Genomic DNA, 25,925 nt, shown 5'->3' with positions numbered 1-25,925 from the left:
CGCCTGCGGCGTCACCCCCAGGGGCGGCGGCAGCGGCCCGGCAAAGCCGGTTCCGCGCTGCCACTGGATAAGAAAAGGCCACCTTCGGGTGGCCTTTTCTTTTGCCTCGTTCGATCAGTGCACGAAGCCGATGCCCCTGGCCTCGCGCACTTCGGGCTTGATGCGGTGCTCGGCCTCCAGCTGGGCCATGAACTCCTCGGGGGCCAGCGCTTCGGCCAGGATCTCCACCTGGCGCTTCACGGCCGCGAAGTCGCCCGGGCAGAGCTGCTCCAGCTTGGCCAGCCGGGCGGCCAAGCCCGCGTCCAGGCGCGTGGCATCGCCCTCCAGGGCCTCCACCACGAACATGGTCTCGCGCTGCCTCGCCGTGAGCGGCTTGAAACGGATCTTGAAGGTGAAGCGCCGCAGTGCCGCCTGATCGATGCTGTCCATCAGGTTGGTGGTGCAGATGAAGATGCCGGCGAAGCGCTCCATGCCCTGCAGCATCTCGTTGACCTCGGTCACCTCGTAGGTGCGCTGCGCGCCGCGCCGGTCCTGCAGGAAGCTGTCGGCCTCGTCGAGCAGCAGCACCGCCTTCTCGGCCTCGGCCTCACGGAACATGGCCGCCATCTGCTGCTCGGTCTCGCCCACGAACTTGCTCACCAGGTCGCTCGCGCGGCGGATCATCAGCGGGCGGTCCAGCTGCTGGGCCATGTGCTCGGCCAGCGCGGTCTTGCCGGTGCCGGGCGCGCCGTGGAAACACAGGCAGCCATGGCCGCGCGCCTTGAGCGCGGCGATCACGCGCGGCAGTTCGTAGCGCGATTCGACGTTGAGCATGTCCAGGCTGTACTGCGTGGCGCTGGGCCGCTGCACCAGGTCGGGCTTGCGGCCCAGGGCCAGGTCGGCGTTCTTGAGCTGGCGCTCGATCAGTTCGTCGAGCACGGGCGCGGCCGCCTCGGCCGCCCGCGCCTTGCTGCCGCGCTTGGGCGCGGGCTGGCCCGCCAGCTGCGCGAAGCGCAGCGCGGTGCGGATCTGCGCGGGCGTGAGGCCCTTGCGTTCGGTCAGTCGCGCCACCAGGCCATCGGACACCGGCGCGCCTTCCAGCGTCTTGCGCACCAGCTGCTCGCGCGCGCCGGGCGGCGGGCTCTTGAGTTCGAGGTGGTAGGCAAAGCGGCGGCGGAAGGCCGGGTCGATCTGCTCGATGCGGTTGGTCACCCACAGCGTGGGCACGGCGTTGGTCTCCAGGATCTGGTTGACCCAGGCCTTGCCGCTGACGCTGCCGGTGTGCGCGGCCGCCACGTGTTCGGCGCGCGCCATGATCTGCGCCGCCTCGCTGGAGATCGGCGGGAACACGTCTTCCACCTCGTCGAACAGCAGCGCCGAGTGCGCCGTGCCCTTGAGGAACACCTGCGCGATCTGCAGCGAGCGGTAGCGGTCGCGGCCCGAGAGCGCGTTGCCGTCGCGGTCGGCGTACTCCACCTCGAAGAGTTCCAGGCCGGCGGCCTGCGCCACCACGCGCGCGAGTTCGGTCTTGCCGGTGCCGGGCGGACCGTACATCAGCACGTTCACACCCGGCTCCTTGCGCGCCACGGCCTCGCGCAGCAGGCCGCAGAGCAGGCGCACGTCTTCGCCCACATAGTCGAAGTCTTTCGCGGTCAGCGCCGAGCGCGCGGCCGGCCGGGTGAACACGGCCATGAGCTCGCTTTGCGTGCGGTACTCACGCATCAGCACCGGTGGCAGCTTCTCGCTCACTTTCATGAGGTCGGCCAGGTCGGTGATGTTGTGCTCGGAGATCAGGTTCTCCACCATGCCGATGCGCTCCAGGCGCGAGCCGGCGCGCAGCGCCTCGCCCACCTCGCTGGCCTTCACGCCGGCCACGTCGGCGATGGCCGCGTAGGCCTCGGGCGCGTTGTTGACCTTGAACTCGACCAGGATGGAGCGCAGGTCGCGCTGGTAGCGCGCGAGCGTGCCGTACAGCAGCAGTGCGCGCTCGGCGCGGTTGAGCTGCAGCAGGCTGGCCAGCGCGTCGATGTTCTTCTCCACCAGCGTGGACTGCTTCTTGAGCGAGTGGCTGAGCCAGTCGCCGGTGACCGCCAGCACCGACAGCAGGTCCTTGGGCGACTCCTTGGCGTACTCGTCCAGGTAGAAGAACAGCGTACCTTCTTCGTACGGACCGCGCCACACGCCGTAGCGCTCCATGAAGGCGTTGGTGGTCAGGCCGTCGTGGCCGCTCCAGAGTTCGTTGTCCTTGCAGCGGCGCTGCAGGAACTCGCGCAGGCGCAGCAGCACGGTGTGGGGCCACACCAGGTGGCGGCCGGCGAGCGAGAGCAAGGTGTTGAGGTCGCGCCGCACGTTGAAGCGCGGGCCCTGGCGCGCGGCCAGCGTGAGCACGAAATGCGAGCACATGAGGTCGAGCACGGGCGCCTGGCGCAGGCCATGGGGCACGAAAACGCGCCCCTCGCCCGCGAGAGGGGCACGGCCTTCGCGTGCATCGAGTACGGTGCGGGCCGCCGATGCAGCGGACTGCAGCGAGCGCTTGGTCATCCAGACACCTCCAGAAATGCCTTCCCGTGACGCCATGCCAAGGGAGCCGACATTTCAGCGGACCATAACCCAGCTTGATGAATCATGGAAGAGAGTGATACGAACGGTTTGAGCAATTTGTCGGGCTTTGCCCTCGCACCACACCGTCACGGCCGGTACACAATCGCGCCATGCTGCAACTACACGACATCCAGACCGCCGCCGGTCGCCTCGCCGGCCAGGTGCTGGACACGCCCTTCGTCGAATCGCGCACCATCTCCCAGCTCACCGGCTGTCAGGTCTTCCTGAAATTCGAGAACCTGCAATACACCGCCTCTTTCAAGGAACGAGGCGCCTGCAACAAGCTGGCGCAGCTCACGCCCGAGGAGCGCTCGCGCGGCGTGGTGGCCATGAGCGCGGGCAACCATGCCCAGGGCGTGGCCTACCACGCGCACCGGCTGGGCGTGCGCGCGGTGATCGTCATGCCGCGCTTCACGCCGGGCGTGAAGGTGGAGCGCACGCGCGGCTTCGGCGCCGAGGTGCTGCTGCACGGCGACACGCTGGATGCGGCTCGCGCGCACGCCCGTGAGTTGGCGCAGCAGCAGAGCCTGGTGTTCGTGCACCCGTACGACGACGAGGCGATCGTCGCCGGCCAGGGCACGGTGGCGCTGGAAATGCTGCGCGAGCAGCCCGACCTGGACACGCTGGTGATCGCCATCGGCGGCGGCGGCCTGATCGCCGGCATCGCCACGGCCGCCAAGGCGATCCGGCCCGACATCGAGATCGTGGGCGTGCAGACCGAGCGCTTTGCCGCCATGGTCAACGCCATCAAGGGCACGAACCTGCCGCAGGGCACGAGCACGATTGCCGAGGGCATCGCGGTGGGCACGCCGGGCGTGGTCACCGAGGCCATCGTCCGCCAGCGGGTGGACGACCTGCTGCTGGTCGACGAGGGCGACATCGAGCAGGCGATCGTGATGCTGCTGGAGATCGAGAAGACGCTGGTGGAAGGCGCGGGCGCCGCCGGCCTGGCCGCGCTCATCAAACACCCGCAGCGTTTCGCGGGCAAGCGCGTGGGTCTGGTGCTTAGCGGCGGCAACATCGACCCGATGCTGCTGGCCTCCATCATCGAGCGCGGCATGGTGCGCGCGGGCCGCCTGGCGCGCATCCAGGTCAACGCGCGCGACGTGCCCGGCAACCTGGCGCGCATCACGGCCACCGTGGCCGAGGCCGGCGCCAACATCGACGAAGTGCACCACCAGCGCGCCTTCACGCTGCTGGCGGCGCAGAACGTGGCGATCGAACTCGTGCTGCAGACGCGTGGGCGCGAACACATCGAACAGGTCATCGAGCGCCTGCGCGAAGCGGGCTTCGACACCACCCTGCTCTGACCCGCGCGCCCACCGGTTGACGCTGCGGCAAGGCCTCCGGCATCATCGGCCGATCAACGGCCAACGCGACAGGAGGTAGGGCATGGACACGAACACGCTGTGGAACTCGCTGCAAAGCACGCTGGGCACCCACATCCCGCAACTGCTCGGCGCGCTCGCCATCTTCATCCTGGGCTGGCTCATCGCGGTGCTGGTGCGCGCCGCGACGCGCAAGAGCCTGGGCTTCGTGGGCGTCAACCACCGCTTCGGCAAACTCACCAACACGCGCGTGGACATCGAGGGCGCGGTCGCTCTCGCGCTGTTCTGGATCGTGATCCTGCTCACCCTGGTGGCGGTGTTCAACTCGCTGAACCTCGCCATCGTTTCCGGCCCGTTTTCGGTCTTCACCACCCAGCTCTTTGAATATGCGCCGCGCCTGCTGGGTGGCCTGTTGCTCGCGCTGGTGGCCTGGCTGGTGGCCGGCGTGGTGCGCGCGCTCTCACAGAAGCTGCTGGACAAGACCACGCTCGACGAAAAGCTCTCGGAGCACGCCGACATGGCGCCCATCAGCGACAGCCTCGCCGGCGCGCTGTTCTGGCTGGTGATCCTGCTGTTCGTGCCGGCCATCCTGGGCGCGCTGCAGATGGACGGCCTGCTCGACCCCCTGCGCGCCATGGTCACCAAGACCCTGGACATGCTGCCCAACGCGGTGGCCGCATTCGTGATCGGTGGCGTGGGCTGGATCGTGGCCACGGTGCTGCGCAACCTCACCACCCACCTGAGCCGCACCGCCGGCGTGGACCAGCTCGGCAGCCGCGCCGGGCTGGCCGACACGGTGCAGCTCTCGCGGGTGATCGGCATGCTGGTGTTCGTGGCGGTGTTCCTGCCGTCGCTGATCGCCGCGCTCGACGCGCTCAAGATCGAAGCCATCTCGCGCCCGGCCACCGACATGCTCAACACCCTGCTGCAGGCCGTGCCCAACCTGATCGCCGCCGCGCTGATCCTGGTCGTCACCTGGCTGGTGGCCTCGTTCGCCAGCAAGCTGCTGGCGACCCTGCTGGCCACGCTGGGCTTTGACACCCTGCCCGCGCGCGTGAACATGGCCCATGCCTTCGAGAAGACCAGCGCCTCCACCGCCGTGGGCCGGGTCGTGTTGTTCTTCGCCATGCTGTTCGCCACCGTGGAGGCGGCCGCGCAGCTCGGTTTCGGACAGGTCAGCAGCATCGTGGCCAGCTTCATCCGCTTTGGTGGCGACATCCTGCTGGGCTCGGCCATCCTGGTGATCGGTTTCTGGCTCGCCAACCTGGCCTACGACGCCATCGACCGCGCCAGCGGCCCCGGCACCAAGGGCCTGGCGCGCATCGGGCGCTACGCCATCCTGGCGCTGGTGATCGCCATGGGCCTGCGCGCCATGGGCATCGCCGACGACATCGTCAACCTGGCCTTCGGCCTCACGCTGGGTGCGGTGGCCGTGGCCGTGGCGCTGTCCTTCGGTCTGGGTGGGCGCGAAGCGGCCGGCAAGCTGATGGACCACTGGCTCTCCAAATTCCGCCGCGAGGACTGAGCGCATGACGCAGAACCCCGAGACCCCCGTCACCGTTGATTTGCTTCAAGGCCTGCTGGCCGATTGGTTCGCACCCTGGATCCAGGCCATGGGCCTGCGGGTCGAGTCCTTCGCCGACGGCGAAGTCACCCTGCGCCTGCCGCAGAGCGACCAGCTCTCGCGCGTGGGCGGCATGCTGTGCGGCCAGGCCATGATGTCGGCCGCCGACACCGCCATGGTGCTGGCCATCGTCACCCAGCTCGGCACCCGCCGGCCCATGACCACGGTGCAGCTCAACACCAGCTTCCTCAAGCCGCTCTCCGGTCAGGACGCGCGCATCACCGCGCGCGTGGTGCGCGCGGGCAAGAACCTGGTGTTCGGCGAGATCGACATCAGCGGGGTCAGCGACGGCAAAAGCGTGTGCCGCGCGAGCACGACCTACGCCCTGCTCTGAACCTGCCGCGCCGCATCCCGTAAAATCCCGGGAGTTTTGAACCCTTCGACGGAGCGTCACATGGCCCAGCACCAGCAGCACACCCCCCACGACCAGCCCCAGGACATGGTGGAATCCATCGTCCCCTACATGCCCGTCGTGCTGCCGGTCGCCGGTGGCGTGCTGATGTTCCTGCTCGCTTTCATCGCGATCTACATGGCCTGAACCCGCCCGGGTTCCGCCAGGCCGAACGCCCGCCGGGGCCTTCGGCCTTTCTTTTTGGGCGCCCCGCCCCACACCCGGCCCAACCGTTTAATGCATCACGTTATGCGGGTTTTGCATGTAACCGCCTCGTAACGGAGCGGTCGCTTTCTTAAAATCGGGGCATTGGCCGACACGCTGATCAAGCCCGGATCCACCGACCCGGGTTTCATCTCCCCCTGCTGCCCCGCCATCCGCACCGCAGCCCCCCACGCGCCGACCGCCCTTTTTCGCCAAAGGGACCCCTTGGACAGCCGCCCCGTCATCTGCATGACGCCCGCGGCTGTCGGTGTCTCTGAGGCATGCCGGTTTACAAACTTCTGGAGCGACTCCATGAACTCACCCGTGATGCAGGGCCTGGCCCTCAACACCCCCTCCTATGTCAAGAACGCCCGGCTGATCGCCTGGGTGGCCGACATGGCCGCCTTGTGCAAGCCCGACAGCATCTACTGGTGCGATGGCAGCGAGGAGGAGTACGCCCGCCTGTGCCAGCAGCTGGTGGACGCCGGCACGCTCAAGAGGCTCGACCCGGTCAAGCGCCCCAACAGCTTCCTCGCCTGCTCCGACCCGTCGGATGTCGCGCGCGTGGAAGACCGCACCTTCATCTGCTCGCAAAAACAGGAAGACGCCGGCCCGACCAACAACTGGAAGGCGCCCGCCGAGATGCGCGCGACCCTGCAGCCGCTGTTTGACGGCTGCATGCGCGGCCGCACCATGTACGTGGTGCCGTTCAGCATGGGCCCGCTGGGCAGCCCGATCGCCCACATCGGCATCGAGCTCTCCGACAGCGCCTACGTGGCGGTCAACATGAAGCTCATGACCCGCATGGGCAAGGCCGTGTTCGACGTGCTCGGCGCCGACGGCGAGTTCGTGCCCTGCGTGCACACCGTGGGCGCACCGCTGGCCGAAGGCGAAACCGATCAGACCGCCTGGCCCTGCAACCCGACCACCAAGTACATCGTGCACTACCCCGAGACGCGCGAGATCTGGAGCTACGGCTCGGGCTACGGCGGCAACGCCCTGCTGGGCAAGAAGTGCTTTGCGCTGCGCATCGCGTCCAACATGGGCCGCCAGCAGGGCTGGCTGGCCGAGCACATGCTGATCCTGGGCGTGACCAACCCCCAGGGCAAGAAGTACCACGTGGCCGCCGCCTTCCCCAGCGCCTGCGGCAAGACCAACTTCGCCATGCTGATCCCGCCCAAGGGCTTCGAGGGCTGGAGCGTGACGACCATCGGCGACGACATCGCCTGGATCAAGCCCGGCAAGGACGGCCGCCTGTACGCCATCAACCCCGAAGCCGGTTACTTCGGCGTGGCGCCGGGCACCAACACGGCGACCAACCCGAACTGCATGGCCAGCCTGGACCGCGACGTGATCTTCACCAACGTCGCGCTGACCGACGACGGCGACGTGTGGTGGGAAGGCATGAGCGAAGCCCCGGCCCACGCCATCGACTGGCAAGGCAAGGACTGGACGCCCCAGATCGCCAAGGAAACCGGCGCCAAGGCCGCCCACCCGAACGCGCGCTTCACCGTGGCCGCCACCAACAACCCCGCACTCGACCCGGCCTGGGACGACCCCAAGGGCGTGGCGATCGACGCCTTCATCTTCGGCGGCCGCCGCTCGACCACCGTGCCGCTGGTGACCGAGGCCCGCAACTGGACCGAAGGCGTCTACATGGCCGCCACCATGGGTTCGGAAACCACCGCTGCCGCCTTTGGCGCGCAAGGCGTGGTGCGCCGCGACCCGTTCGCCATGCTGCCCTTCACGGGCTACAACATGAGCGACTACTTCCAGCACTGGCTCGACGTGGGCGGCAAGCTGGCCAGCCAGGGCGCCAAGCTGCCGGCGATCTACTGCGTGAACTGGTTCCGCAAGGACGAGGCCGGCAAGTTCGTCTGGCCCGGCTTCGGCGAGAACATGCGCGTGCTCAAGTGGATGATCGACCGCCTCGAAGGCCAGGCCGGCGCCGGCACCGAACACGCCTTCGGCGTGAGCCCGCGCTTCGAAGACATCCACTGGAACGGCCTGGACTTCTCCGCCGACCAGTACCGCACCGTGACCCACATCGACCGCGCCGCCTGGGCCCAGGAACTCGAGCTGCACGCCGAGTTGTTCACCCAGCTGGCCTACCACTTGCCCCGGGAACTCGAGGAGACCAAAGCGCAGATCGAGAAGCGCCTGGCGGCCTGAGACAGGCCGCACTCGATCACACCGGTGGTCCGCACGATCTGCGGCCCACCGGCGCGCCCCGGACCCACCGGCCAGGGCAAAAAAAAGCCACCGGACCCGGTGGCTTTTTTGTGGGCGCGTGGAACGCTCAGATGTAGTACATCAGGCGGTTGCGCGCGCGGGCGGTGCCCAGGCGTTCCCAGTAGCCCACCTGCGGTTCAGCGGCCCGGGTGGCTTCGGGCAGACCCAGCGGCTCCAGGGCTTCGGTGAAGGACGTCGCCTGCGCCACCGGGGCCTCGACTTCGCTCTCGTCCGCAGCGCGGGCGCGGGCGGCCATCAGCTCGTTCATCAGGCGGTGGTCCATGCGGGCCATTTCCCAGAGACGGGTTTCGGCGCGCGCTTCGGCCAGGGCTTGCGACCAGCCGTCCAGCGAAACCACCGCGCGGCGGGCCAGCGAACGGGCCGTGTCGGCAAACAGGGCCATGCCGGCGAAGACCACGACCCACAGGAAGACCCAGGCCAGGAACAGCTGGCCATCGGCCCAGGTGCTGATCAGGCGATCGGCGACCACGACCATGGCGGCCACGACGGCGGCCAGCAGCATGACGGAAAGACCACGCGCACTGTCGTTGCGGCGCTGAATGCCGTCGACACCCTTGTGCGCGGGCGTGGATGCCGGGCGCAGGCCCAGCGGGGCAGAAGGAAGGGATGCGTATGTGCTCATGGCGAACTCCAGAAATAGAAAAATGTCTTTTGGACAAGCGAATATTAGGGTTTGCCCTAGTATTTAGCCACTTTATCTTTGTGATGTCTTATATTCACCCGGGTGATAAATGGCCTGAATTTCCGAACCCTCGACCTGAACCTCCTGCGCGTCTTCGACGAGGTGATGACCGAGCGCAGCCTCACCCGCGCGGCCCACAACCTGGCCATGACGCAGCCGGCGGTGAGCAACGCGCTGCGCCGCCTGCGCGAGGTGATGGGCGACGAGCTGGTGCGCCGCTCGGGCTATGGGGTGGAGCCCACGCCGGTGGCGCTGGCCCTGTGGCCCACGGTGCGCGATGCCCTGCACATGCTGCGCGAGTCGCTCGCCCCGGGCGCCTTCGACCCGGCGAGCGCGCGCAACGCCTTCGTGCTCGCCATGGCCGACGCCACCGCCGCCAAGCTCATCCCCGGGCTGATGGACCTGCTGGAGAGCGAGGCGCCCGGCGTGAACCTGCGCGTGCTGCCGCTGACCACGCGCGACCCGCGCGGCCTGCTGGAGTCGGGCACGGTGGACCTGGCGATCGGGCACTTTCCCGGCGTGCTGGCCGAACTGGGCGCCATGCACCTGCAGGAAAACGACCCGCACTTCCACCACCAGCGCCTGTACGACGGCGAGTACGTGGTGGTCATGCGGCGCGGGCACCCGCTGGCCGGCCAGCCCCTGAGCCTGGACAGCTACTGCGATGCGCGCCACATGCTGGTGAGCTTCTCGGGCCGCCCCTTCGGTTTCGTGGACGAGGCGCTCGCGGCCATCTCGCGCCAGCGCCGCGTCATGATCACCGTCAACCAGTTCTTCACCGCCGGCCGGGTGGTGGCCACGACCGACCTGCTCACGGTGCTGCCGCGCCACTTCGTCGGCGCCACCGGCATGGAGCACGAGCTGGCCCTGTGCGACCTGCCCCTGCAGGTGCCCCCCGTGCACGTGGACTCGCTGTGGCACCGCCAGGCCACACAGAACACGGCGCACCGCTGGCTGCGGGAGACGGTGGCGCGCGCCGCCAACATCGGTTTTCGCCCTGCCCCACCCACCAACGCACCACCGCCGCAACGCCCCCGCAAGCCCAAGGCTTGAGCGCCCTGGACCACAATGCGCGCATGAAACTCCAGCTGCTCAGCGACCTGCACCTCGAAGCCAACCCCGACTTTGTGCCCATGCCGGCACCGGGCGCCGACCTGCTGGTGCTGGCCGGGGATGTCGGCTCGTACCAGCTGCGCCGCGACGGCAGCGCCATGAACGAAGCCGACTGGGGCCTGGGCCGTTTTGCCGACTGGCCGGTGCCGGTGCTGTTCGTGCCGGGCAACCACGAGTACGACGCGCTCGATGTGGACGACGCCCACGACCGCCTGCGCGAGACCTGCGAGCGCCTGGGCCTGATCTGGCTGGAGCGCGAGACGCGCGTGATGCAGGGCGTGCGCTTCGTGGGCACCACGCTGTGGAGCGACTACGACGTGCTCGGCGAGCGCGAGAAGGCCTACCGCGCCGCCAACCACTACCTCGTCAAGATGGCCGGCCAGCGCGACGGGCAACTGTTCGACGCCGAAGCCATGCGCGCCCTCGCCCTGGAGTGCCAGCACTGGCTGCGCGGCGCCCTGGCCGAACCGTTCGACGGCCCCACCGTCGTCGTCACCCACTTCGCGCCCACCCTGCACAGCGCCGACCCGCGCTACGGCCTGAGCCCGGGCACGGCCGGCTTCTGCAACGGGCTGGACGCCTGGCTGCCGCAGGCCGACCTCTGGCTGCACGGGCACCTGCATTGCCCCACGGACGTGCAGGTCGGGCGTTGCCGCATCGTGGCCAACCCGCTGGGCTACGCGGTGAAGAACGAACAGGACGGTTTTCTGCCGGACCAGCTGATCGACGTGCCGGCGCGGCCGGGCCTTGCCGCGGTTTGAGCCAGCGCAAGGTCCTTGTGCGCCAAGGACATACACTGCGCACTGATTCAACCTAGAAGGAGAGAACCTATGAAGATTCTGCTGGCTGTCGATGGCAGCGCCTACACCAAGAAGATGCTGGCCTACCTGGCCACGCACGGCGAGATGTTCGGCTCGAACAACAGCTTCTCGATGATCACCGTGCAAGCCCCGCTGCCACCCCGCGCACGCGCGGCCGTGGGCGCCGCGGCGGCCAACGAGTACTACGAGGAAGAATCCGCCAAGGTCACCGGCACGGTGGCCAAGTTCCTCAAGCGCCATGGCATCGATGCCAAGGCGATCCACAAGGTCGGCTCGCCCGGCGAACAGATTTCCAAGGCAGCCGACGGCGGCAAGTTCGACCTGCTGGTGATGGGTTCGCACGGCCACAGCGCCCTGGGCAACCTGGTGATGGGTTCGGTCGCCACGCAGGTGCTGGCCCACTGCGGTGTGCCGGTGCTGCTGGTGCGCTGACACCCCCCGCGCTCACGCAGAAAGGGCCGCATCCGCGGCCCTTTTTCATGGTCGTGCGGCCAGCGCCGTCAGCGCGCCCGCAGCCCGTCGAAACAGGTGCTCAGCACCATCTGGATGATCTGTTCGTTGTCGTACTGCTCGCTGCCTTTGAGGAAACCAAGCACCGGGTCGCAGGCGCGTGCGTACAAGGTGTAGAGCACGGCAATGGGTGGCAGGGCCGGGTTCAGGCTGCCGTCGGCCTGCGCCGCCGTGATCCAGGCGCCCAGGCGCTCGCTCACCTCCATGAGGCCATCCACATAGGCCTTGTTGGTGGTCAGCGCGGCGCGCAGGCTGGAGTTCTCGCTCGGCAGCGACGGCATTTCACCGGCCAGCTGCACCTCCATCGTCCAGCGCGCCACGGCCTTGAGCTGGTCGATCGGTCGCGCGCCGGTGGACTCGCCCTGCAGCTTGTCAAGAAACGCCAGGGCGCGCTCCATCACCCGCACCATGGCCGCCGCCGCGAGGTCTTCCTTGCTGGAAAAATGCTTGTAGAGGCTGGCCTTGGCGATGCCGACCTCGATCGCCACCTCGTCCAGGGTCATGGCCTCGAAGCCCTTTTCGGCCAGCAGGCGGTTCACCGCCGTGATGATCGCGTCCTCGCGCGCCAGGTGCATCTGCGCGCGGAAACTGCGCTTGGGAACCGGAAGAACGGGGGATTTGGCGACGGCGCTGACCATGGAAGCCCTTGTGACTGGTCCCGGATTCTGCATCAGATCGACGCATGCGTCGACATCATGACCGGTGAGTCACCATTCGGCCGAACGGGTTTTCCGACCTCAGGCCGCCACCGCCTCGACGCCTCGAAGGTTGTGGGCGGCGGCGCGGCGCAGGGCCGTGCTCAGCGCATCGAGCACGTCGGAATTGAGGTTCCAGCAATGCCAATGCAGCGCCACGCCCAGCCGATGGCGCGGCGCGAGGTTCACCAGCTCGCCGCGGGCCAACAGGTCGCGCACGCGCAGTTCGGGCAACACACTCACGCCCCAGCCCGCCATCACCGCGCGCACCTGGCCTTCGCTGGACGGCACGAACAACTGCTTGAGCATCACGCGCGAAAGACCGAAGGCCTTGGACACGAAGCCGTGCTGCAGGTTGTCCTTGCGGTTGAAGGCCACGAAGGGCACCTTGTGGAAGTTGTGCGCGTTCAGGCCCTTGGGCAAATGCTCGGCGGCGTAGGCGGCTTGCGCCACCACCACATAGTCCATGGTGCCAAGGGCTTCCATCTTGCAGCCCCGCAAGGCCTGCCCCAGCGAGGTCACGCAGCCCAGCACCTGGCCTTCGCGCAGCCACTCGTGGGTGAACTCCTGGTCGTCGGTGATGATCTCGATCGGCAGGCCGCCCTGCGCCAGGGCGTCGAGCGCGGGCAAGGCCCAGGTGGCGATGCTGTCGGCGTTGATCGCCACCGAGATGCGCTCGTCGTCGCGCCCGTTGCCGGTGGAACTGGGCGCGAGCTCCTTGAGGTCCTTCTCCAGATCGGCCCGCAGCAGCCGCATCATCTTGGCGTGCTTGAGCATGAGCTGCCCCGCCGCTGTGGGTTTGAGCGGGCGGCTGCGCACGATCAGCACCGTGCCGACCTGCGCCTCCAGCGCGCGCAGGCGCTGCGAGACGGCGGATTGCGTGATCGAGAGGCGCTGCGCGGCGCGCTCGAAACCGCCCTCTTCGATGATGGCGGCCAGGCATTCAAGGGCGTCTGGATCAAAGGTGCTCATGGGAAACCTCCGGCAGAGAGCGGCGTGCGCGGCTTGTGGCCTGCACATAAGTCGTTCTGATGAATGCGATTTTAGTTTAATTTCACTTCACCAAGCACCCGATATTTTCCATACTGCGGCGCATTCACCATCCCCTTTTTTGTGGAGCGGATCATGCAAGTCACGGTATTGGGCGCGGGCATCATCGGCATCAGCACGGCGTGGCACCTGCTGCAGCGAGGCCACGAGGTCACCCTGGTCGACCGGCAGCCGGACGCCGCGCTGGAGACCAGCTTCGCCAACGCGGCGCAGATCTCGGTGAGCTATTGCGAACCCTGGGCCAACAAGGACGCGCCACTGAAGACCCTGAAGTGGATGTTCTCCGACGAATCGCCGCTGCTGTTCCGCCCACAGCTCGACTGGGCGCAATGGCGCTGGGGCCTGCAGTTCCTGGCCCAGTGCAACGACAAGGCCTTCGTGCGCAACGTGGCGCAACTGGTGGCGCTGGGCGCCTACAGCCATGCGGCCCTGAAGGACGTGGTGGCCGAGACCGGCATCGAATACAACCGCCTCGAGCGCGGCATCGCGCACTACTACACCGACCAGAAATCCTTCGATGGCGCGGCCGACGCGGCCGCGGTGATGCAGCGCTTCGGCGTGCAGCGCCGCGTGGTCACTCGCGAAGAGTTGCTTGCCATCGAACCAGCGCTCCAGGCCTTTGGGGATCGCATCGTCGGTGGCACCTACACCCAGAGCGACGAATCGGGCGACGCGCGCGTGTTCACGCAGCAACTCGCGGCCCTGTGCGGCCAGCGCGGCGCGCGGCTGCTGTTCGGCCACGACATCGAGCAGTTGGAAAGCGACGGCCGCGAAGTGCGCCAGGTGCGCGTGCGCGACCGCATCACCGGCCTGGCCAGCGTGCTCAAGGCCGACGCCTTCGTCGTGGCCTGTGGCTCGTACTCCACGCCGCTGCTCGCCTCGGTGGGTGTGAACGTGCCGATCTACCCTGGCAAAGGCTACAGCGCCACCCTGCCCCTGTTGAACCCCGAGCGCGCGCCCTCTGTGAGCCTGCTCGACGACCAGATGAAATGCGCCGTCTCGCGGCTGGGCAACCAGCTGCGTGTGGCCGGCACCATCGAACTCGGCGGCTTCGATCTCTCGCTCGACACGCCGCTGGCGCGCAAGCGCTGCGACATGCTGGTGCGCCGCATCGAACAGGTGTTCCCCGGTGTGGCCGACACCCGCACGGCCGACGAAGGCGGTGACCCGCAGTTCTGGTGCGGCCTGCGCCCCGCCACGCCGACGAACATCCCCTTGATCGGCCGCACCAAGCTGCGCAAGCTGTGGATCAACGCCGGCCACGGCACGCTGGGCTGGACGCATGGCGCGGGCTCCGGCAAAGCGATTGCAGAACTCATCCACGGTGAGCAACCAGCGATGAACTTCGGGTTCCAGGGCATGGGAACCCGCACGCAGGCGACCGCGCCGGCTGGCGTGCGGCGGTTGCAAACAACGTCACGCAGCTGACAAATCGTTTTGGTCCCCCTTTCAGTCACTTTGTAGTTCAAACACTGCACTCCGGCACTTTCATCCCACAAGCCCAAGTCGCACTTAAAAACTCCGCGCTCTTCGGGGAGGAACGATGACGCGGCCAAAAGCTTAACGACCATCTGACTTCCCCGTTCTGGAACAACAGATCTGGGGTGGGATGTGAATTGGTTGCACGTGGGAGGGATGCGCAAGGGCATCCATGAGCAGGACATTCGTCGGCATGCACTGAGCTGGGCGGTGTTGCTCTTAGGGAGCATGGCGGGAACTGCGCACGCGCAAGCGCCGACGGCGCCATCGCAAGGGCTGCGTCAGCAGGGTGAACAGCAAGAGCGCTTGCAGCAGGAGCGCGAAAGCGCGCAGCGTAGGCAGCTTCAGGCCGAGCCCAAGGCACCGCCACCACCAGCACTTGAACCGCTCAAACCGTGGCCAGAGGTCGAGGCTCGTTGTCTGCCCATCCACGAAGTCGCATTGACCGGTGATTCGAGCGGGTCCTTTCAGTGGGCACTCGATGGCTTGATCGCCGGCCACGATCCTGCCATCGGCCGATGCCTGGGCATCGAAGGGGTCAACGTTGCCGCAGGCCGCGCCCAACAGGCCTTGATGGAGCGCGGGTACTAGCCGAGTAGCGGGTGTGGTTGCAGCAAGCTCCACGGCTGCGGCAACTGTCCCTGGTCCTCATCAGCCGGGAGCAGCGGCAACCGCAGTGACGGCTACGGGCGTGGGATTTGTCGCCGGTGTTCTGGAACAGGCCGCAAGGCCAGACATGGGGAAAGGACTGCAAGATACGCTTTTGCAGTTGGCCCAATATCAAATTGACAACAAACTTCCTCTTGCCGCCCCAATAACAAATGAAGTTGTAGAGGCATGGAAAAATTCAAAAAGCAGTCAACCCTTCAATGACTGGATAAATGATCAATGGAATAAAACTTTGCAAAAAAATGAAGGATGAAAAATGAAATCGTTGCGGGACAAAAATGGAAATTTAAAGTCGCTCACATCACTAAGCATTGGGCTTGCTGGGGTCGTCCTTGCCTTTGGCCCGCTCTATTTTTAGCCACACCCATGGATAGTGGTTTTTGGAGTCTTCGTTGGCATGACTCTCATGGGCTTTGCTGCATTTTCCTCAAAATCGGCAACACTGGATCTAAGAGCTTTTACACATGATCCTCTTGGATGGCGCAAAGCAAAAAAGAGTTATGAATCACCTAAGTCCGATTCTCAATCTGATAATTCGATCGATTAATAGGAGCTTGCCGCTACAGAATCCGTGGGGCTCTCTCCATTCACAAACGATCCTATGGGTTGGAGGAAGGCAAAAAGAGCTTCGAACAGGACACCTCCCCTCAATCTGACGACTCAGAGAAACGGTGAGCCTGCTCGCGGCGCAGAGAATGCCGCCAAGGTGCGCACGGCCCTTCGCAAGGCAGAGAGCGCGCAGAACGACCATCGCCCGTCTTCAGGCTTTCAGCAACCCCAGCCACAACCCGCTCCCGTCATCGTGCGCAAGAGAAGGCGAGTGCCCATGCCATTCGCTCCGATGGCAGACGGGCTCAACTTGCCAGCGCCCGCATCTCCGAAATGAGATCCGACTTGCCCTCAAACCCGATCCCCGGCAGCGGGGGCAAGCTCACATAACCCTGCTCCACCTTCACCCCATCGGGGAAACCGCCATACGGCTGGAACAGATCCGGGTAGCTCTCGTTGCCACCCAGGCCCAGGCCGGCCGCGATGGCGAGCGACATCTGGTGGCCGCCGTGGGGGATGCAACGGCTGGGTGACCAGCCGTGTTGCTTGAGCATCTCCAGCGTGCGCAGGTACTCCACCAGGCCGTAGCTCAGCGCGCAGTCGAACTGCAGCCAGTCGCGGTCCGGGCGCATGCCGCCGTGGCGGATCAGGTTGCGCGCATCTTGCATGGAGAACAGGTTTTCGCCCGTGGCCATGGGGCCGGCATACACCTTGCCGAGTTCGGCCTGCAGTTCGTAGTCCAGCGGGTCGCCGGCTTCTTCGTACCAGAACAGCGGGTACTGCGACATCGCCTTGCCGTAGTCGATCGCGGTCTTCAGGTCGAAGCGGCCGTTCGCGTCCACCGCGAGCTGCTGGCCGGGGCCGAGGATCTTGAGCACGGATTCGATGCGCTCGCAGTCGTCGGCAAGCGAAGCACCGCCGATCTTCATCTTCACCACCGAATAACCGCGCTCCAGGTAACTTTCCATCTCCTTGCGCAGGCCATCGAGGCCCTTGCCGGGGTGGTAGTAGCCGCCGGCGGCGTAGACGAACACGCGCGGGTCGGGTGTGCCGTTGCCGTAGCGCTCGGCGAGCAGTTGGTACAGCGGCTGGTTGGCGATCTTGGCGACGGCGTCCCACACGGCCATGTCGATGGTGCCCACGGCCACCGAGCGTTCGCCGTGGCCGCCGGGTTTTTCGTTGATCATCATCTGCGCCCAGACCTTGTGCGGGTCGAGGTTGTCGCCGGTGGCGTCGAGCAGGCTGGCCGGCTCGGCTTCGAGCACGCGCGGGCGGAAGCGGTCGCGGATCAGGCCGCCCTGGCCGTAGCGGCCGTTGGAGTTGAAGCCGTAGCCAATCACGGGTTTGCCGTCGCGGATCACGTCGGTGACCACGGCCACCAGGCTCAGGGTCATCTTGGAGAAGTCGATGTAGGCGTTGCGGATGTCCGACTTGATGGGGCGGGTGGATTCGGCGATGTCGACGATTTTCATGGTGCTGTTGGGGGTGAAGGAAGAAGCAATGGGTGGCATCATTCCCGGCGGACCGCACGGCGTCCAATACCCGAATCGCATACAACTATCTCTCGCCCATGGGCCCCGGCAACCGACCCCTTGACCTCGACTGGCTGGAGGATTTCCTCGCGCTGGCCGAGAGCGGCAATTTCTCGCGCGCGGCGCAGGCGCGCCACATCGCGCAACCGGCTTTCAGCCGCCACATCAAGTCACTGGAAGAATGGGCGGGCGTGCCGCTGTTCGACCGCAGCGCGCACCCCGCCGTGCTCACGCCGGCCGGTCAACGCTTCAAACCGCTGCTCGAAGACCTGCTGGGCCGGCTGGAGTCGGCGCGCAGCCTGGCGCGCGCAGCGCACGACGAGGCCGCGGCCGGCCTGCGTTTCGCGGCCACGCACCTGCTCTCGCTGGCATTTTTTCCATCGTGGTTCTCGCGCGTGGAGCAGACGCTGGGCCCGCGCACGGTGCAGATGCATTCCAACAACCTGGAGGCCTGCGAAGACCTGATGCTGCAGCGCAGTGTGCAGTTCCTGCTCTGTTATGGACATCCCGAGGTGCCGGGCCGGCTGGAGGCTTCGGGCCACCCCATGCACCCCATCGGCGAAGAGACGCTGCTGCCCGTCGCGGCCGCGCGGCCCGATGGCACGCCCGCCTTCCGCCTGGGCGAACCCACGCCCGCGCAGGAGCCCCTGCCCATCCTCGCGTACCACGCCTCGTCGGGCCTGGGCCGCATGCTGCAGGCCTGCCTGCGCCCGCTGCTCGGTGGTGAGGTGCCCCACCACACGGTGTTCGCCGCGCACCACGCGGTGGTGCTCAAGGCGATGGCGCTGGAAGGCCGGGGCATCGCGTGGCTGCCGCGCAGCCTGGTGGCGGCCGAGCTCGCGGGCGGTCAGCTCGTGGTCGCCGGTGGGGAGGAATGGGCGCTGGCGATGCAGATCCGCCTGTACCGCCAGCCGATGGAGATGACCGAGTCGGCCGAAGCGCTGTGGTCGCTGGTGCGCGGCAACGCGGCCACTCCCGCGCCCTGACCCTTCAGCCGGTCTTGCGGGCGGTCTTCACCGGCAGCACGATCGGCGCGGCGTCCTCGGGGCGCAGGCGCTCGCCCATCCAGCGCTGCATGTCCATCCACATCTGGCGCATCTCTGCGTCCAGCGGCGTGCGCAGCGCGCTGGGCAGTTCCACCGTGACCACCGGCATGCCCTGGTGCACGCCACCGTAGTTGCCCAGGCTGCCGGGGAAGATGCCGACCTGGTCGAGGTACAGGCGCCCGAGCTTGGGCGGCGGCACGCCCGGGCCGTCGAAGTCGAGCACGCCATAGGGCGCGTGGATGCTGACGATGAGGTGGGGCTGGAAGCGCGCCATCTCGTCGTGCAGGAAGCGCGATTCGGGCTCGGACAGCGGGCTCGAGCCCGGCCAGCGGCGCGGGTCCTTGCGGGTGCGCTGCTCCCAGTACACCTTGGCTTCGCGTTGCCAGTTGGGCGTGGGAAAGTTGCGGTTGAGATCCACGCCGTTGGCGTTGGTGCGCCGCGCGGGGCGGGCCAGCAGGCCGTCGGGGTTGAGCGCGGGGATGAAGCGCCAGTGCGCGTTGGCCGGCATCTGCACGGCGTGCTGGATCCAGTGCAGGGCCACGGCGGCGGACGAGAGTTCGTCGCCGTGCATCGCGCCCACCACCAGCACGCGCAGCTTCGCGTCGGGCGCGCTCACGTCGCGCGCGTAGATCGTGCGGCCCTGCACCGAGCGGCCGGGCGTGGCCTTGAGTTCGGCCGCGTCGCACAGCGCCCGCTTGAGGTTGGGCAGGCGCGCGACCAGGGCCTCGCAGGGGTGGGCCGGCGCCGCCTGGGCGGGGGTGGTCAACAGGCCCAGCAGCGCCAGGCACAGCGGCAGAACGGAAGGGAACCGGCGGGCTTGGAACATCCCGGCATTCTAGGAGCCCGGCCCCGCCATTCGTTCCCCGTTCATTCGTCGCGCTCGCCGGCCTCGTACAGCGTCTCGCGCCCCATGCGGTCGAGGATGAGTTCGGCGGTCCAGGGCAGCATGAGCGCGCCGCAGCGGCTGTCGCGGTACAGGCGCTCCAGCGGCAGGTGTTTCATCATGCTCTGGCCGCCGCAGGTGCGGATGGCCAGGCGCGCGATGTCGTTGGCGCCTTCCATCACGCTGTAGTGGGCGGCGTACAGGCGCAGCTTCTCGTCCTTCGTGGGGTTGGGCTTGGCCTCGGTGATGGCGCGTTGGAAGAGGCTCTTCATGCTTTCGAGCTGGATGCGCATCTGCGCCACCGCGATCTGTTTGGTGGGGTACTGGCGGCGCTTCACCGGCGGCTCGCCCTCGACCTCGCCGCGCAGGTACTTCACCGTGAAGTCGTAGGCCGCGGTGGCGATGCCCAGGTAGGTGGGCGAGAGCGTGAAGAACATGGCGGGCCAGGTCTGCGCGCCCTTGAAGTAGATGCCGCGCGGCATGAGCTGTTCGGCGTCGCTCACGAACACGTCCTTAAACGCGAGGTTGCGGCTGACGGTGCCGCGCATGCCCAGCGGGTCCCATTCGCCGCTGATGGAGAAGCCCGCGCTGGTGGCGGGCACGCTGATGTAGAGCGTGTCGCGCGCGTCGGGGTGGTCGTCGCCCTTGTCTTCGGTGCAGAGGATGCCGTAGTAGTCGGCCGCGCCCGAGAGGCTGGCGAAGATCTTGCGGCCGTTGACCAGCCAGCCGCCCTCGACCTTCTTCGCGGTGGTACCGAAGGGCGCGCGGCCGGCGGCGGCGGCGCTGCCTTCGCTGAAGGGCTGGGCGTAGACCGCGCCCTCGTTCACGATGCGCTGGAAGTGCAACTCGCGCCGCGCCAGGTGTTCGGCGCGCTGCGCCTCGGTCATGGCGATGCCGTCGGCCAGCACGCCGGTCCACATGGTGCTGCAGATGTGCATGTTCCAGGTGAGCGCGGTGGCACCGCAGAAGCGGCCGATCTCGGCGGCCACCATCATGTAGGTGGCGTAGTCGGCGCCCAGGCCGCCGTGTGCGGTGGGCACGCAGAGCCGGAGGAAGCCGGCCTCGCGCAGGTCGTCGTAGTTGGCGAACGGGAAGCTGGCCTCGCGGTCCCATTGCGGCGCGCGCGCGGCGAAGCGGCCGCGGCCGAGCGTGTGGGCGCGCTGGAGCAGCTCACGCTGCAGCGGCGTGAAGGGCAGGTCGCCCACGGCGGGGGTGAAGCTCAGGGAGGGGAAGGCGTCCATGGGTGTGTCCCTTGAAAACGAGGGGGGAAGAAGGATCAGTCGATGCGCCCGCCGAGCGAGGCCAGCACGCCGCGCCAGAGCGCGTCGGTCTCGGTCCGGGCGTTGTCGTCCCCGCCACCGCCGGGGTGCTCCCAGGCCGAGGTGACGACCATCACGAGGCCGCTGGCGGGTTGCACGAACAGGTGCTGCCCGTGCACGCCGCGCATGAGGAAGGTGCGCTCCTTGAAGGGCAGCAGCCAGAACTGGTAGCCGTAGCCGTAATAGGGGATGCTGCGGCCGGGCCGCAGCGCGTGGCTCTGTCGGTACTCGTCGGTGGCGTCCATCAGGTAGTCGCGCGGCACCACCTGGTGCTCACCCACGCGGCCGTTGTCGGCCAGCAGCACGCCCAGGCGGCCCCAGTCGCGCAGCGAGGCGTTGAAGAAGGCGAAGGCGCCTTCCTGTCCGTCGCCGCCGGTGCGCCAGAACGCCTCGTGCTCGGCACCCATGGGCTGCCACAGCCAGGCCTGGGTCAGCGCGGCCAGGCCTTGGCCGGTGGCGCCGCGCAACACGTAGCCCAGCACCTCGGTTTCGCCGCTGGCGTAGGCGAAGCGCTCGCCGGGCGGCGCGTTGCGCTGCGTGATGGTCTGCAACACCTCCATGGCTCCGCGGGGCGACTGCATGAAGGCCACGGCCAGGCGCGTCACGTCGTCGTTGCCGTCGTAGCGCTCGCTGAACTGCAGGCCCGAGGTCATGGTGAGCAGGTGCCGCAGGTGCGTGGCGCCGTAGGGCGTGCCCGCCAGCGCGGGCGCGTATTTCTCCGCCGGGTCGTCGAGCGAGGCGATGAGGCCCTTGGCCTGGGCGATGCCCACCAGCAGCGAGGTCACGCTCTTGGCCATGGAGAAGGACAGGAAGCGCGCGCCGGGTTCGCGGCCGTAGCGGTAGCGCTCCGCCACGATCTGCCCGTCCTTGAGGATGAGCAGGCCGGTGGCGCGCTGGTGCTCCAGGTAGTCGTCCAGCGAGTAGCTGTGCTCGCGGTGGCGGTAGTGCACGGCGGGCGGCGCGGCCATGGCGGGCAGCGGCCGCGCGTGCGATGCCGGCGCCACCCGGGCCACGTGCACGCCCGGCACACGGTCCAGCGCCGACCAGGACCCGACGCGGTAGGGGTTGTTGCCCCAGGTGGTGGCGTTGCCCACCGGATACCCCTGGGCCTTGCCCAGCAGCGCCTCGTCGGGCTCGGCCCCGGCCCCCAGCGCGGCCAGCACCAGAGCGGTGGCCAGAGCAAGGTGGATTCGCCGCATGGACCGCCTTGGAAAGTGCCGCTCAGTGCAGCGCGCGCGTCTGCGCCAGGAAGTCGAGCAGCAGCGCGTCGAAGTCGTCGGGCGCCTCCAGGTTCATCAGGTGGCCGATGCCTTTGAGTTCGGCGTAGCGCGCGTCGGGAATGGCCTCGGCCATCTGCTTCATCACCGCGGGCGCGGCGACGCGGTCGAACTCGCCGCCGATCAGCAGCGTGGGCACGCGAATGTCGCCCAGCGCGGCCTGGCGGTCGAAGGTGACCAGGCAATCCAGCGCGCGGCGGTAGGTGGCGGCGGGCACGCCGGCCATGCAGTGCTCGGCCAGGCGCAGGCCTTCGGGCAGGGAGCCAGGGCCGACCATCTGCGGCACCAGCCGCTGCGCCACCTCGGCCATGCTCTGGCCCGCGTCCAGCGGCGCGGTGCGCTGGGCGATGAACTGCTGCGCCCAGGCGTCGGCGCTGCGGCCGTCGGTGCGCTTGCCGAAGGCGGCCGAGGTGCCGCAGAGCACCAGCCGGCTCACGCGCTCGGGCCGGCGCGCCACCACCTCCTGCGCCACCATGCCGCCCATGCTGTGGCCCAGCAGCACCACGTGCTCGCATTGCAGCGCATCGATCAGGTCGATGCAGCTCTGCGCCAGGCCCTTGAAGGTGTAGGGCTCGATGGGCGCGCTGTGGCCGTAGCCCGGCATGTCCCAGGCCACCGCGCGGTAACCCGCGGCGGCCAGCGTTTCCACCTGCGGCGCGAACGCGACGTGGCCGCCGCCGATGCCGTGCAGCATCAGCACGGTGGGCCCGCTGCCCAGGGTCGTGAAGCGCGGGATCATGCGGCCACCACCCGGCCGGCGTCGACCACCACACGGCCATCCAGCGCCACCGTGCAGCCGCGCAGGGGGAAGTCGAAGTGACCGCGCGTGTGGCGCCCGGCCACTTCGTTGGCGCCGGTGCTGTAGAGGAAGTTGCCCGCGAAGGCGCGCAATTCGGTGCCGTTGAAATCGCGCTTGTCGTAGAGCGCCATGCTGTCCCAGCGCGCGGCTTCGTTGAGGCCGTATCCGACATGGCTCACCGCGTAGGCCTCCTTCTCGTTCCAGGCCGCGTAGTGGCTGCGCAGCAGCTCGGCGTCCACACCGCTGCCGTCGATGCGCGTCACGTGGTCGTTCTCGATGGTCATTGTGATGGCGCGCTCGATGTAGCGCTTGAAGGTGAGGTTCACGTCGCCCTCGGCCAGCACCAGCGTGCCGTGGACGCTGCCGGCCGCCGGAAAGGCCAGCACCATGCCACCGGGCCAGTGCGTGAGCGTGCCGGCGCGTGTGGTGCTGCCCCAGTTGCCACCCACCACCGCCCCCTGCAGCGAGATGGTGAGGTCGGTGCCGGCGGCGGAGCTCACGCGCAAGGCCTGGGCGCCGCGCACCCGTTTCACGTGGTCTTTCACGCGCGCCTCGGTCGCGTCGTCGGGCAGCAGCCGCACCAGCGCCTCGGGGTGTTCGTTGCTCACGTAGACGACGCGCGGCTGGGTGAAGCCATTGCCTTTCAGGATGGCGGGCAACTCGGGCGCGTGCATCAGGCCCTCGACCGTGCAGTCCACCACCAGCGTGCAACCCGACAGCGCGGCAATCACCGGCGCGAGTTGCTGCAGGGCAGGGCTGGCGCCGGTGGAGCGCGAGACCGGCTCGCCGGTGCTGAACACCGAGGGCAGCGTGAGCGTGAAGCTGCGCGCCCCCAGGCGGGCCGCCGCGAGCCGCGCCAGTTCCATCAGCACGGGCCGGCTCTGGCTTTCGCCGAGAATGGCCACCGTATCGCCGGTTTGCACCGCGCAGCGGCGCAGCACGGTTTCGAAGGCATCGATCCAGGCGGGTTCGGTCCGCTCCTGCAGCATGGGCTTTCCTTGTCTTGGGCCGGACCGCGTCAGGGTCTTGCAGCCGGCATTGCCATTATTCATGAATTTTCATATAAATTCCAACCATGTCCCCAGCCCGCTCCGCCGGCCACCAAGCCCGGCCCCCTGACTTTTCGGCGCACGAGTTCCGCGCCTCGCTGGGCATGTTCGCCACCGGGGTAACCATCGTGACCGCGCGCACCGACAGCGGCGATCTCGTGGGCCTGACGGCCAACTCCTTCAACTCGGTCTCGCTGTCGCCGCCGCTGGTGCTCTGGAGCCTGGCGCGCGTGGCGGGCTCCATGGCCGCGTTCTCCAATGGCCGGCACTACGCGATCAACGTGCTCGCGGCCGACCAGCAGTCGCTGGCCGAGCGCTTTGCCGCGCGCGACACCGACCGCTGGGCCGGCGTGGGTTTCACCAGCGGGGCCAGCGGCGCGCCGCTGCTCGACGGCACCGCCGCGAGCTTCGAGTGCTTCAACCGCAGCCAGTACGCCGAAGGCGACCACGTGATCTTCGTGGGCGAGGTGGAGCGCTGCCGGCATCGGCCCGAGGCCTCGCCGCTGCTGTTCCACGGCGGTCGCTTCTACACCGAGCACCCGCTCTGAAGGCGATGACGGCGGAGCGCTTCACGGACGACTACCTGGGCTACCTGCTCGGGCAGGCCAACCATGCGCTGTTCAAGGACTTCGACGCCGTGGTGCGCGACGCCGGCCTGAGCAGCATCGAATGGCGCGTGCTGGCCACGCTCACCGGCCGTCCACCCATGCCGGTGGGCCAGCTGGCGTTCGAGGTGTTGAGCCAGCAACCCACCGTGACCAAGCTCGTGCAGCGCCTGGCCGCCCAGGGCTGGGTGGCGCTGCGCGACGACCCGGCCGACCAGCGCCGCACGCTGGTGAACATCACCCCCGCCGGCCAGAAAAAGGTGACGCCGCTGATCGCGCAGGCGCGCGAGCACGAGGCGGCGGTGCTCGGCACCCTGAGCGCGGCCGAGGTGCGCCGGCTCAAGGACCAGCTGCGCCGGCTCGCGCAGCCCGGCTGACCCCGCACGAAGCCCACGCGACAGCCGGGACATCGGCGCGCGCCGACAATCGCCGGCATGACTTCACCGGCCGACCGCAAGACCCACCTCGACTCCCTCGCCATCACCCTGCTCGTGGTGTGCTGCGCCTTCTGGGGTTTCCAGCAGATCCTGATCAAGGACACCGTGGCCGAGGTGCCGCCGCTGTGGCAGGCCTCGCTGCGCTTCTGGGGCGCGGCCGTGCTCATCTGGGCCTGGTGCCGGGTGCGCGGTGTGCCGCTGTTCACGCGCGACGGCACGCTCAAGGCCGGCCTGCTCGCGGGTTCGCTGTTCGCCGGCGAGTTCGCCTTCATCTACCTCGGGCTGCTGCACACCAGCGCATCGCGCCTCACGGTGTTCCTCTACACCAGCCCCTTCGTGGTGGCGCTGCTGCTGCCGCGCGTGGTGCCAGGCGAGCGGCTGCGGCGCATCCAGTGGGTGGGCCTGGTGATCGCCTTCGCCGCCGTGGCGCTGGCTTTCAGCGAAGGCTTCATGCACGGCTCGCCGGTGGCCGGTGCGTGGCTGGGCGACGCGATGGCGCTGGCCGCCGGCACGCTCTGGGGCCTGACCACGCTCACCATCCGCGCCACGAAGCTCTCGGGCGCGAGCGCGGAGAAAACCCTGTTCTACCAGGTGGCGGTGACGGCGGTGGTCGCGCCTTTCATCTCGCTCGCGCTGGGCGAGGTGTGGTCACTCGACTACTCGGCGCGCGCCTGGGGTTCGCTGGGCATCCAGACCGTGGTCGGCGCCTTCGCGAGCTACCTCACCTGGATGTGGCTGCTGCGGCACTACCCCGCCACGCAGATGTCGACCTTCACCTTTCTCACCCCGGTGTTCGCGCTGGTGTTCGGCGTGGTGCTGCTCAACGAGCCGCTCACGCCACAGCTGGTGGTGGCGCTGGTGGGCGTGGCGCTGGGTATCGTGCTGGTGAGCCGGCGCGGCTGAACGAGGCCTTTCGGCGGCCCGGGGCGCCTCCCCTGGGAAATCCCGAGGTGGCCAGACCGAACCCCCCAGGAGATTCGGATCACTTCCCTGTTTCAGTTCTTTCACCCACGAAACTGAAACAGGGAGG

25 protein-coding genes are annotated in these 25,925 nt (G+C 68.0%); 15 read left to right on the top strand and 10 right to left on the bottom strand.

The features are described 5' to 3' along the window. Positions 1–114: 114 nt before the first annotated feature. Positions 115–2,382 carry an ATP-binding protein gene (locus AC1Q9M_RS15860; protein ID WP_382163792.1) on the bottom strand — a complete coding sequence of 756 codons (2,268 nt, stop codon included), beginning with the start codon at positions 2,380–2,382 and terminating at the stop codon, positions 115–117. Between the two features lie 308 nt (positions 2,383–2,690). On the opposite strand from AC1Q9M_RS15860, the gene AC1Q9M_RS15855 reads away from it, so the two are divergent. The 5 genes from AC1Q9M_RS15855 to AC1Q9M_RS15835 all read left to right on the top strand — a co-directional run bounded on the left by AC1Q9M_RS15855 (position 2,691) and on the right by AC1Q9M_RS15835 (position 8,299). Continuing rightward, positions 2,691–3,890 carry a threonine ammonia-lyase gene (locus AC1Q9M_RS15855; RefSeq protein ID WP_382163442.1) on the top strand — a complete coding sequence of 400 codons (1,200 nt, stop codon included), beginning with the start codon at positions 2,691–2,693 and terminating at the stop codon, positions 3,888–3,890. 82 nt (positions 3,891–3,972) lie between these two features. Continuing rightward, positions 3,973–5,433, top strand: coding sequence for a mechanosensitive ion channel (locus AC1Q9M_RS15850; RefSeq protein ID WP_382322710.1), 1,461 nt, complete (start codon positions 3,973–3,975; stop codon positions 5,431–5,433). A gap of 4 nt (positions 5,434–5,437) precedes the next feature. Next, complete coding sequence (locus AC1Q9M_RS15845; protein WP_382322709.1) at positions 5,438–5,866, top strand: PaaI family thioesterase; 429 nt, start codon at positions 5,438–5,440, stop codon at positions 5,864–5,866. Positions 5,867–5,926: 60 nt separating this feature from the next. Continuing rightward, positions 5,927–6,070: a hypothetical protein gene (locus tag AC1Q9M_RS15840; RefSeq protein ID WP_382163450.1), complete on the top strand. Its 144-nt coding sequence runs from the start codon at positions 5,927–5,929 to the stop codon at positions 6,068–6,070. 369 nt (positions 6,071–6,439) lie between these two features. Next, positions 6,440–8,299, top strand: coding sequence for a phosphoenolpyruvate carboxykinase (GTP) (locus tag AC1Q9M_RS15835; protein ID WP_382163452.1), 1,860 nt, complete (start codon positions 6,440–6,442; stop codon positions 8,297–8,299). 127 nt (positions 8,300–8,426) lie between these two features. Here AC1Q9M_RS15835 and AC1Q9M_RS15830 read toward each other — a convergent pair whose 3' ends face one another. After that, positions 8,427–9,002: a hypothetical protein gene (locus AC1Q9M_RS15830; protein ID WP_382322708.1), complete on the bottom strand. Its 576-nt coding sequence runs from the start codon at positions 9,000–9,002 to the stop codon at positions 8,427–8,429. A 105-nt stretch (positions 9,003–9,107) separates the two neighbouring features. Between AC1Q9M_RS15830 and AC1Q9M_RS15825 the strand changes: the two genes are divergently transcribed. The 3 genes from AC1Q9M_RS15825 to AC1Q9M_RS15815 all read left to right on the top strand — a co-directional run bounded on the left by AC1Q9M_RS15825 (position 9,108) and on the right by AC1Q9M_RS15815 (position 11,428). Further along, positions 9,108–10,115 (top strand): LysR family transcriptional regulator, encoded by a 1,008-nt coding sequence (locus tag AC1Q9M_RS15825; protein WP_492434742.1) that lies wholly within the window; start codon positions 9,108–9,110, stop codon positions 10,113–10,115. Positions 10,116–10,138: 23 nt separating this feature from the next. Beyond that, complete coding sequence (locus tag AC1Q9M_RS15820) at positions 10,139–10,936, top strand: metallophosphoesterase (RefSeq protein WP_382163458.1); 798 nt, start codon at positions 10,139–10,141, stop codon at positions 10,934–10,936. Positions 10,937–11,005: 69 nt separating this feature from the next. Beyond that, on the top strand, positions 11,006–11,428 hold the full coding sequence (locus tag AC1Q9M_RS15815; RefSeq protein WP_291120438.1) for a universal stress protein: 423 nt from the start codon (positions 11,006–11,008) through the stop codon (positions 11,426–11,428). 68 nt (positions 11,429–11,496) lie between these two features. On the opposite strand, the gene AC1Q9M_RS15810 is transcribed toward AC1Q9M_RS15815, so the two are convergent. Both AC1Q9M_RS15810 and AC1Q9M_RS15805 read right to left on the bottom strand, forming a co-directional pair. Then, positions 11,497–12,144: a TetR/AcrR family transcriptional regulator gene (locus tag AC1Q9M_RS15810; protein ID WP_382163460.1), complete on the bottom strand. Its 648-nt coding sequence runs from the start codon at positions 12,142–12,144 to the stop codon at positions 11,497–11,499. 99 nt (positions 12,145–12,243) lie between these two features. Continuing rightward, positions 12,244–13,173 (bottom strand): LysR family transcriptional regulator ArgP, encoded by a 930-nt coding sequence (locus AC1Q9M_RS15805; protein ID WP_382322707.1) that lies wholly within the window; start codon positions 13,171–13,173, stop codon positions 12,244–12,246. A gap of 153 nt (positions 13,174–13,326) precedes the next feature. On the opposite strand from AC1Q9M_RS15805, the gene AC1Q9M_RS15800 reads away from it, so the two are divergent. The 3 genes from AC1Q9M_RS15800 to AC1Q9M_RS15790 all read left to right on the top strand — a co-directional run bounded on the left by AC1Q9M_RS15800 (position 13,327) and on the right by AC1Q9M_RS15790 (position 15,652). Continuing rightward, entirely contained in the window at positions 13,327–14,679 is a 1,353-nt protein-coding gene (locus AC1Q9M_RS15800; protein WP_492434566.1) for a D-amino acid dehydrogenase, read from the top strand. Between the two features lie 207 nt (positions 14,680–14,886). Further along, positions 14,887–15,321: a hypothetical protein gene (locus AC1Q9M_RS15795; protein ID WP_492434565.1), complete on the top strand. Its 435-nt coding sequence runs from the start codon at positions 14,887–14,889 to the stop codon at positions 15,319–15,321. 13 nt (positions 15,322–15,334) lie between these two features. Continuing rightward, complete coding sequence (locus AC1Q9M_RS15790) at positions 15,335–15,652, top strand: hypothetical protein (RefSeq protein WP_492434564.1); 318 nt, start codon at positions 15,335–15,337, stop codon at positions 15,650–15,652. 601 nt (positions 15,653–16,253) lie between these two features. On the opposite strand, the gene AC1Q9M_RS15785 is transcribed toward AC1Q9M_RS15790, so the two are convergent. Further along, positions 16,254–17,420: a mandelate racemase/muconate lactonizing enzyme family protein gene (locus AC1Q9M_RS15785; protein WP_492434563.1), complete on the bottom strand. Its 1,167-nt coding sequence runs from the start codon at positions 17,418–17,420 to the stop codon at positions 16,254–16,256. 98 nt (positions 17,421–17,518) lie between these two features. Here AC1Q9M_RS15785 and AC1Q9M_RS15780 point away from each other — a divergent pair, with 98 nt between their 5' ends. Further along, positions 17,519–18,466: a LysR family transcriptional regulator gene (locus tag AC1Q9M_RS15780; RefSeq protein ID WP_382322702.1), complete on the top strand. Its 948-nt coding sequence runs from the start codon at positions 17,519–17,521 to the stop codon at positions 18,464–18,466. Positions 18,467–18,470: 4 nt separating this feature from the next. Here the strand turns inward: AC1Q9M_RS15780 and AC1Q9M_RS15775 are convergent, their stop codons facing one another. Genes AC1Q9M_RS15775 through AC1Q9M_RS15755 form a run of 5 tightly spaced genes read right to left on the bottom strand, consistent with a single transcriptional unit; the run spans position 18,471 to position 23,793 of the window. Then, entirely contained in the window at positions 18,471–19,352 is an 882-nt protein-coding gene (locus AC1Q9M_RS15775) for a M14 family murein peptide amidase A (RefSeq protein WP_382163472.1), read from the bottom strand. Between the two features lie 41 nt (positions 19,353–19,393). After that, entirely contained in the window at positions 19,394–20,650 is a 1,257-nt protein-coding gene (locus tag AC1Q9M_RS15770; RefSeq protein ID WP_492434562.1) for an acyl-CoA dehydrogenase family protein, read from the bottom strand. Positions 20,651–20,685: 35 nt separating this feature from the next. After that, on the bottom strand, positions 20,686–21,927 hold the full coding sequence (locus AC1Q9M_RS15765; protein WP_492434561.1) for a serine hydrolase domain-containing protein: 1,242 nt from the start codon (positions 21,925–21,927) through the stop codon (positions 20,686–20,688). Positions 21,928–21,949: 22 nt separating this feature from the next. Beyond that, a complete protein-coding gene (locus AC1Q9M_RS15760) occupies positions 21,950–22,744 on the bottom strand; it encodes an alpha/beta fold hydrolase (protein WP_382322698.1) in 795 nt (264 codons plus the stop codon). Beyond that, positions 22,741–23,793, bottom strand: coding sequence for a 2,5-dihydroxypyridine 5,6-dioxygenase NicX family protein (locus AC1Q9M_RS15755; RefSeq protein WP_492434560.1), 1,053 nt, complete (start codon positions 23,791–23,793; stop codon positions 22,741–22,743). Before AC1Q9M_RS15755 ends, AC1Q9M_RS15760 begins: the two co-directional genes overlap by 4 nt. Positions 23,794–23,879: 86 nt before the next feature. On the opposite strand from AC1Q9M_RS15755, the gene AC1Q9M_RS15750 reads away from it, so the two are divergent. Genes AC1Q9M_RS15750 through AC1Q9M_RS15740 form a run of 3 tightly spaced genes read left to right on the top strand, consistent with a single transcriptional unit; the run spans position 23,880 to position 25,798 of the window. Beyond that, a complete protein-coding gene (locus AC1Q9M_RS15750) occupies positions 23,880–24,401 on the top strand; it encodes a flavin reductase family protein (protein ID WP_492434559.1) in 522 nt (173 codons plus the stop codon). A gap of 5 nt (positions 24,402–24,406) precedes the next feature. After that, positions 24,407–24,835 carry a MarR family winged helix-turn-helix transcriptional regulator gene (locus tag AC1Q9M_RS15745; protein ID WP_382322696.1) on the top strand — a complete coding sequence of 143 codons (429 nt, stop codon included), beginning with the start codon at positions 24,407–24,409 and terminating at the stop codon, positions 24,833–24,835. Positions 24,836–24,892: 57 nt separating this feature from the next. Continuing rightward, positions 24,893–25,798, top strand: coding sequence for a DMT family transporter (locus AC1Q9M_RS15740; RefSeq protein ID WP_382322695.1), 906 nt, complete (start codon positions 24,893–24,895; stop codon positions 25,796–25,798). The last annotated feature ends 127 nt before the right edge of the window (positions 25,799–25,925 follow it).

The sequence above is a fragment of the Hydrogenophaga sp. GW823-FHT04C09 genome (assembly GCF_058796355.1).
Note: the sequence above shows the minus strand (reverse complement) of the source record. Positions and strands in the feature narration are given on the sequence as shown.

Bases quoted from the DNA above. Each gene is read 5' to 3' on its own strand.
- AC1Q9M_RS15860 (WP_382163792.1), bottom strand. From the start codon at position 2,382: ATGTGCTCGCATTTCGTGCTCACGCTGGCCGCGCGCCAGGGCCCGCGC.
- AC1Q9M_RS15855 (WP_382163442.1), top strand. From the start codon at position 2,691: ATGCTGCAACTACACGACATCCAGACCGCCGCCGGTCGCCTCGCCGGC.
- AC1Q9M_RS15850 (WP_382322710.1), top strand. From the start codon at position 3,973: ATGGACACGAACACGCTGTGGAACTCGCTGCAAAGCACGCTGGGCACC.
- AC1Q9M_RS15845 (WP_382322709.1), top strand. From the start codon at position 5,438: ATGACGCAGAACCCCGAGACCCCCGTCACCGTTGATTTGCTTCAAGGC.
- AC1Q9M_RS15840 (WP_382163450.1), top strand. From the start codon at position 5,927: ATGGCCCAGCACCAGCAGCACACCCCCCACGACCAGCCCCAGGACATG.
- AC1Q9M_RS15835 (WP_382163452.1), top strand. From the start codon at position 6,440: ATGAACTCACCCGTGATGCAGGGCCTGGCCCTCAACACCCCCTCCTAT.
- AC1Q9M_RS15830 (WP_382322708.1), bottom strand. From the start codon at position 9,002: ATGAGCACATACGCATCCCTTCCTTCTGCCCCGCTGGGCCTGCGCCCG.
- AC1Q9M_RS15820 (WP_382163458.1), top strand. From the start codon at position 10,139: ATGAAACTCCAGCTGCTCAGCGACCTGCACCTCGAAGCCAACCCCGAC.
- AC1Q9M_RS15815 (WP_291120438.1), top strand. From the start codon at position 11,006: ATGAAGATTCTGCTGGCTGTCGATGGCAGCGCCTACACCAAGAAGATG.
- AC1Q9M_RS15810 (WP_382163460.1), bottom strand. From the start codon at position 12,144: ATGGTCAGCGCCGTCGCCAAATCCCCCGTTCTTCCGGTTCCCAAGCGC.
- AC1Q9M_RS15805 (WP_382322707.1), bottom strand. From the start codon at position 13,173: ATGAGCACCTTTGATCCAGACGCCCTTGAATGCCTGGCCGCCATCATC.
- AC1Q9M_RS15800 (WP_492434566.1), top strand. From the start codon at position 13,327: ATGCAAGTCACGGTATTGGGCGCGGGCATCATCGGCATCAGCACGGCG.
- AC1Q9M_RS15795 (WP_492434565.1), top strand. From the start codon at position 14,887: ATGCGCAAGGGCATCCATGAGCAGGACATTCGTCGGCATGCACTGAGC.
- AC1Q9M_RS15785 (WP_492434563.1), bottom strand. From the start codon at position 17,420: ATGAAAATCGTCGACATCGCCGAATCCACCCGCCCCATCAAGTCGGAC.
- AC1Q9M_RS15780 (WP_382322702.1), top strand. From the start codon at position 17,519: ATGGGCCCCGGCAACCGACCCCTTGACCTCGACTGGCTGGAGGATTTC.
- AC1Q9M_RS15775 (WP_382163472.1), bottom strand. From the start codon at position 19,352: ATGTTCCAAGCCCGCCGGTTCCCTTCCGTTCTGCCGCTGTGCCTGGCG.
- AC1Q9M_RS15770 (WP_492434562.1), bottom strand. From the start codon at position 20,650: ATGGACGCCTTCCCCTCCCTGAGCTTCACCCCCGCCGTGGGCGACCTG.
- AC1Q9M_RS15765 (WP_492434561.1), bottom strand. From the start codon at position 21,927: ATGCGGCGAATCCACCTTGCTCTGGCCACCGCTCTGGTGCTGGCCGCG.
- AC1Q9M_RS15760 (WP_382322698.1), bottom strand. From the start codon at position 22,744: ATGATCCCGCGCTTCACGACCCTGGGCAGCGGGCCCACCGTGCTGATG.
- AC1Q9M_RS15755 (WP_492434560.1), bottom strand. From the start codon at position 23,793: ATGCTGCAGGAGCGGACCGAACCCGCCTGGATCGATGCCTTCGAAACC.
- AC1Q9M_RS15750 (WP_492434559.1), top strand. From the start codon at position 23,880: ATGTCCCCAGCCCGCTCCGCCGGCCACCAAGCCCGGCCCCCTGACTTT.
- AC1Q9M_RS15745 (WP_382322696.1), top strand. From the start codon at position 24,407: ATGACGGCGGAGCGCTTCACGGACGACTACCTGGGCTACCTGCTCGGG.
- AC1Q9M_RS15740 (WP_382322695.1), top strand. From the start codon at position 24,893: ATGACTTCACCGGCCGACCGCAAGACCCACCTCGACTCCCTCGCCATC.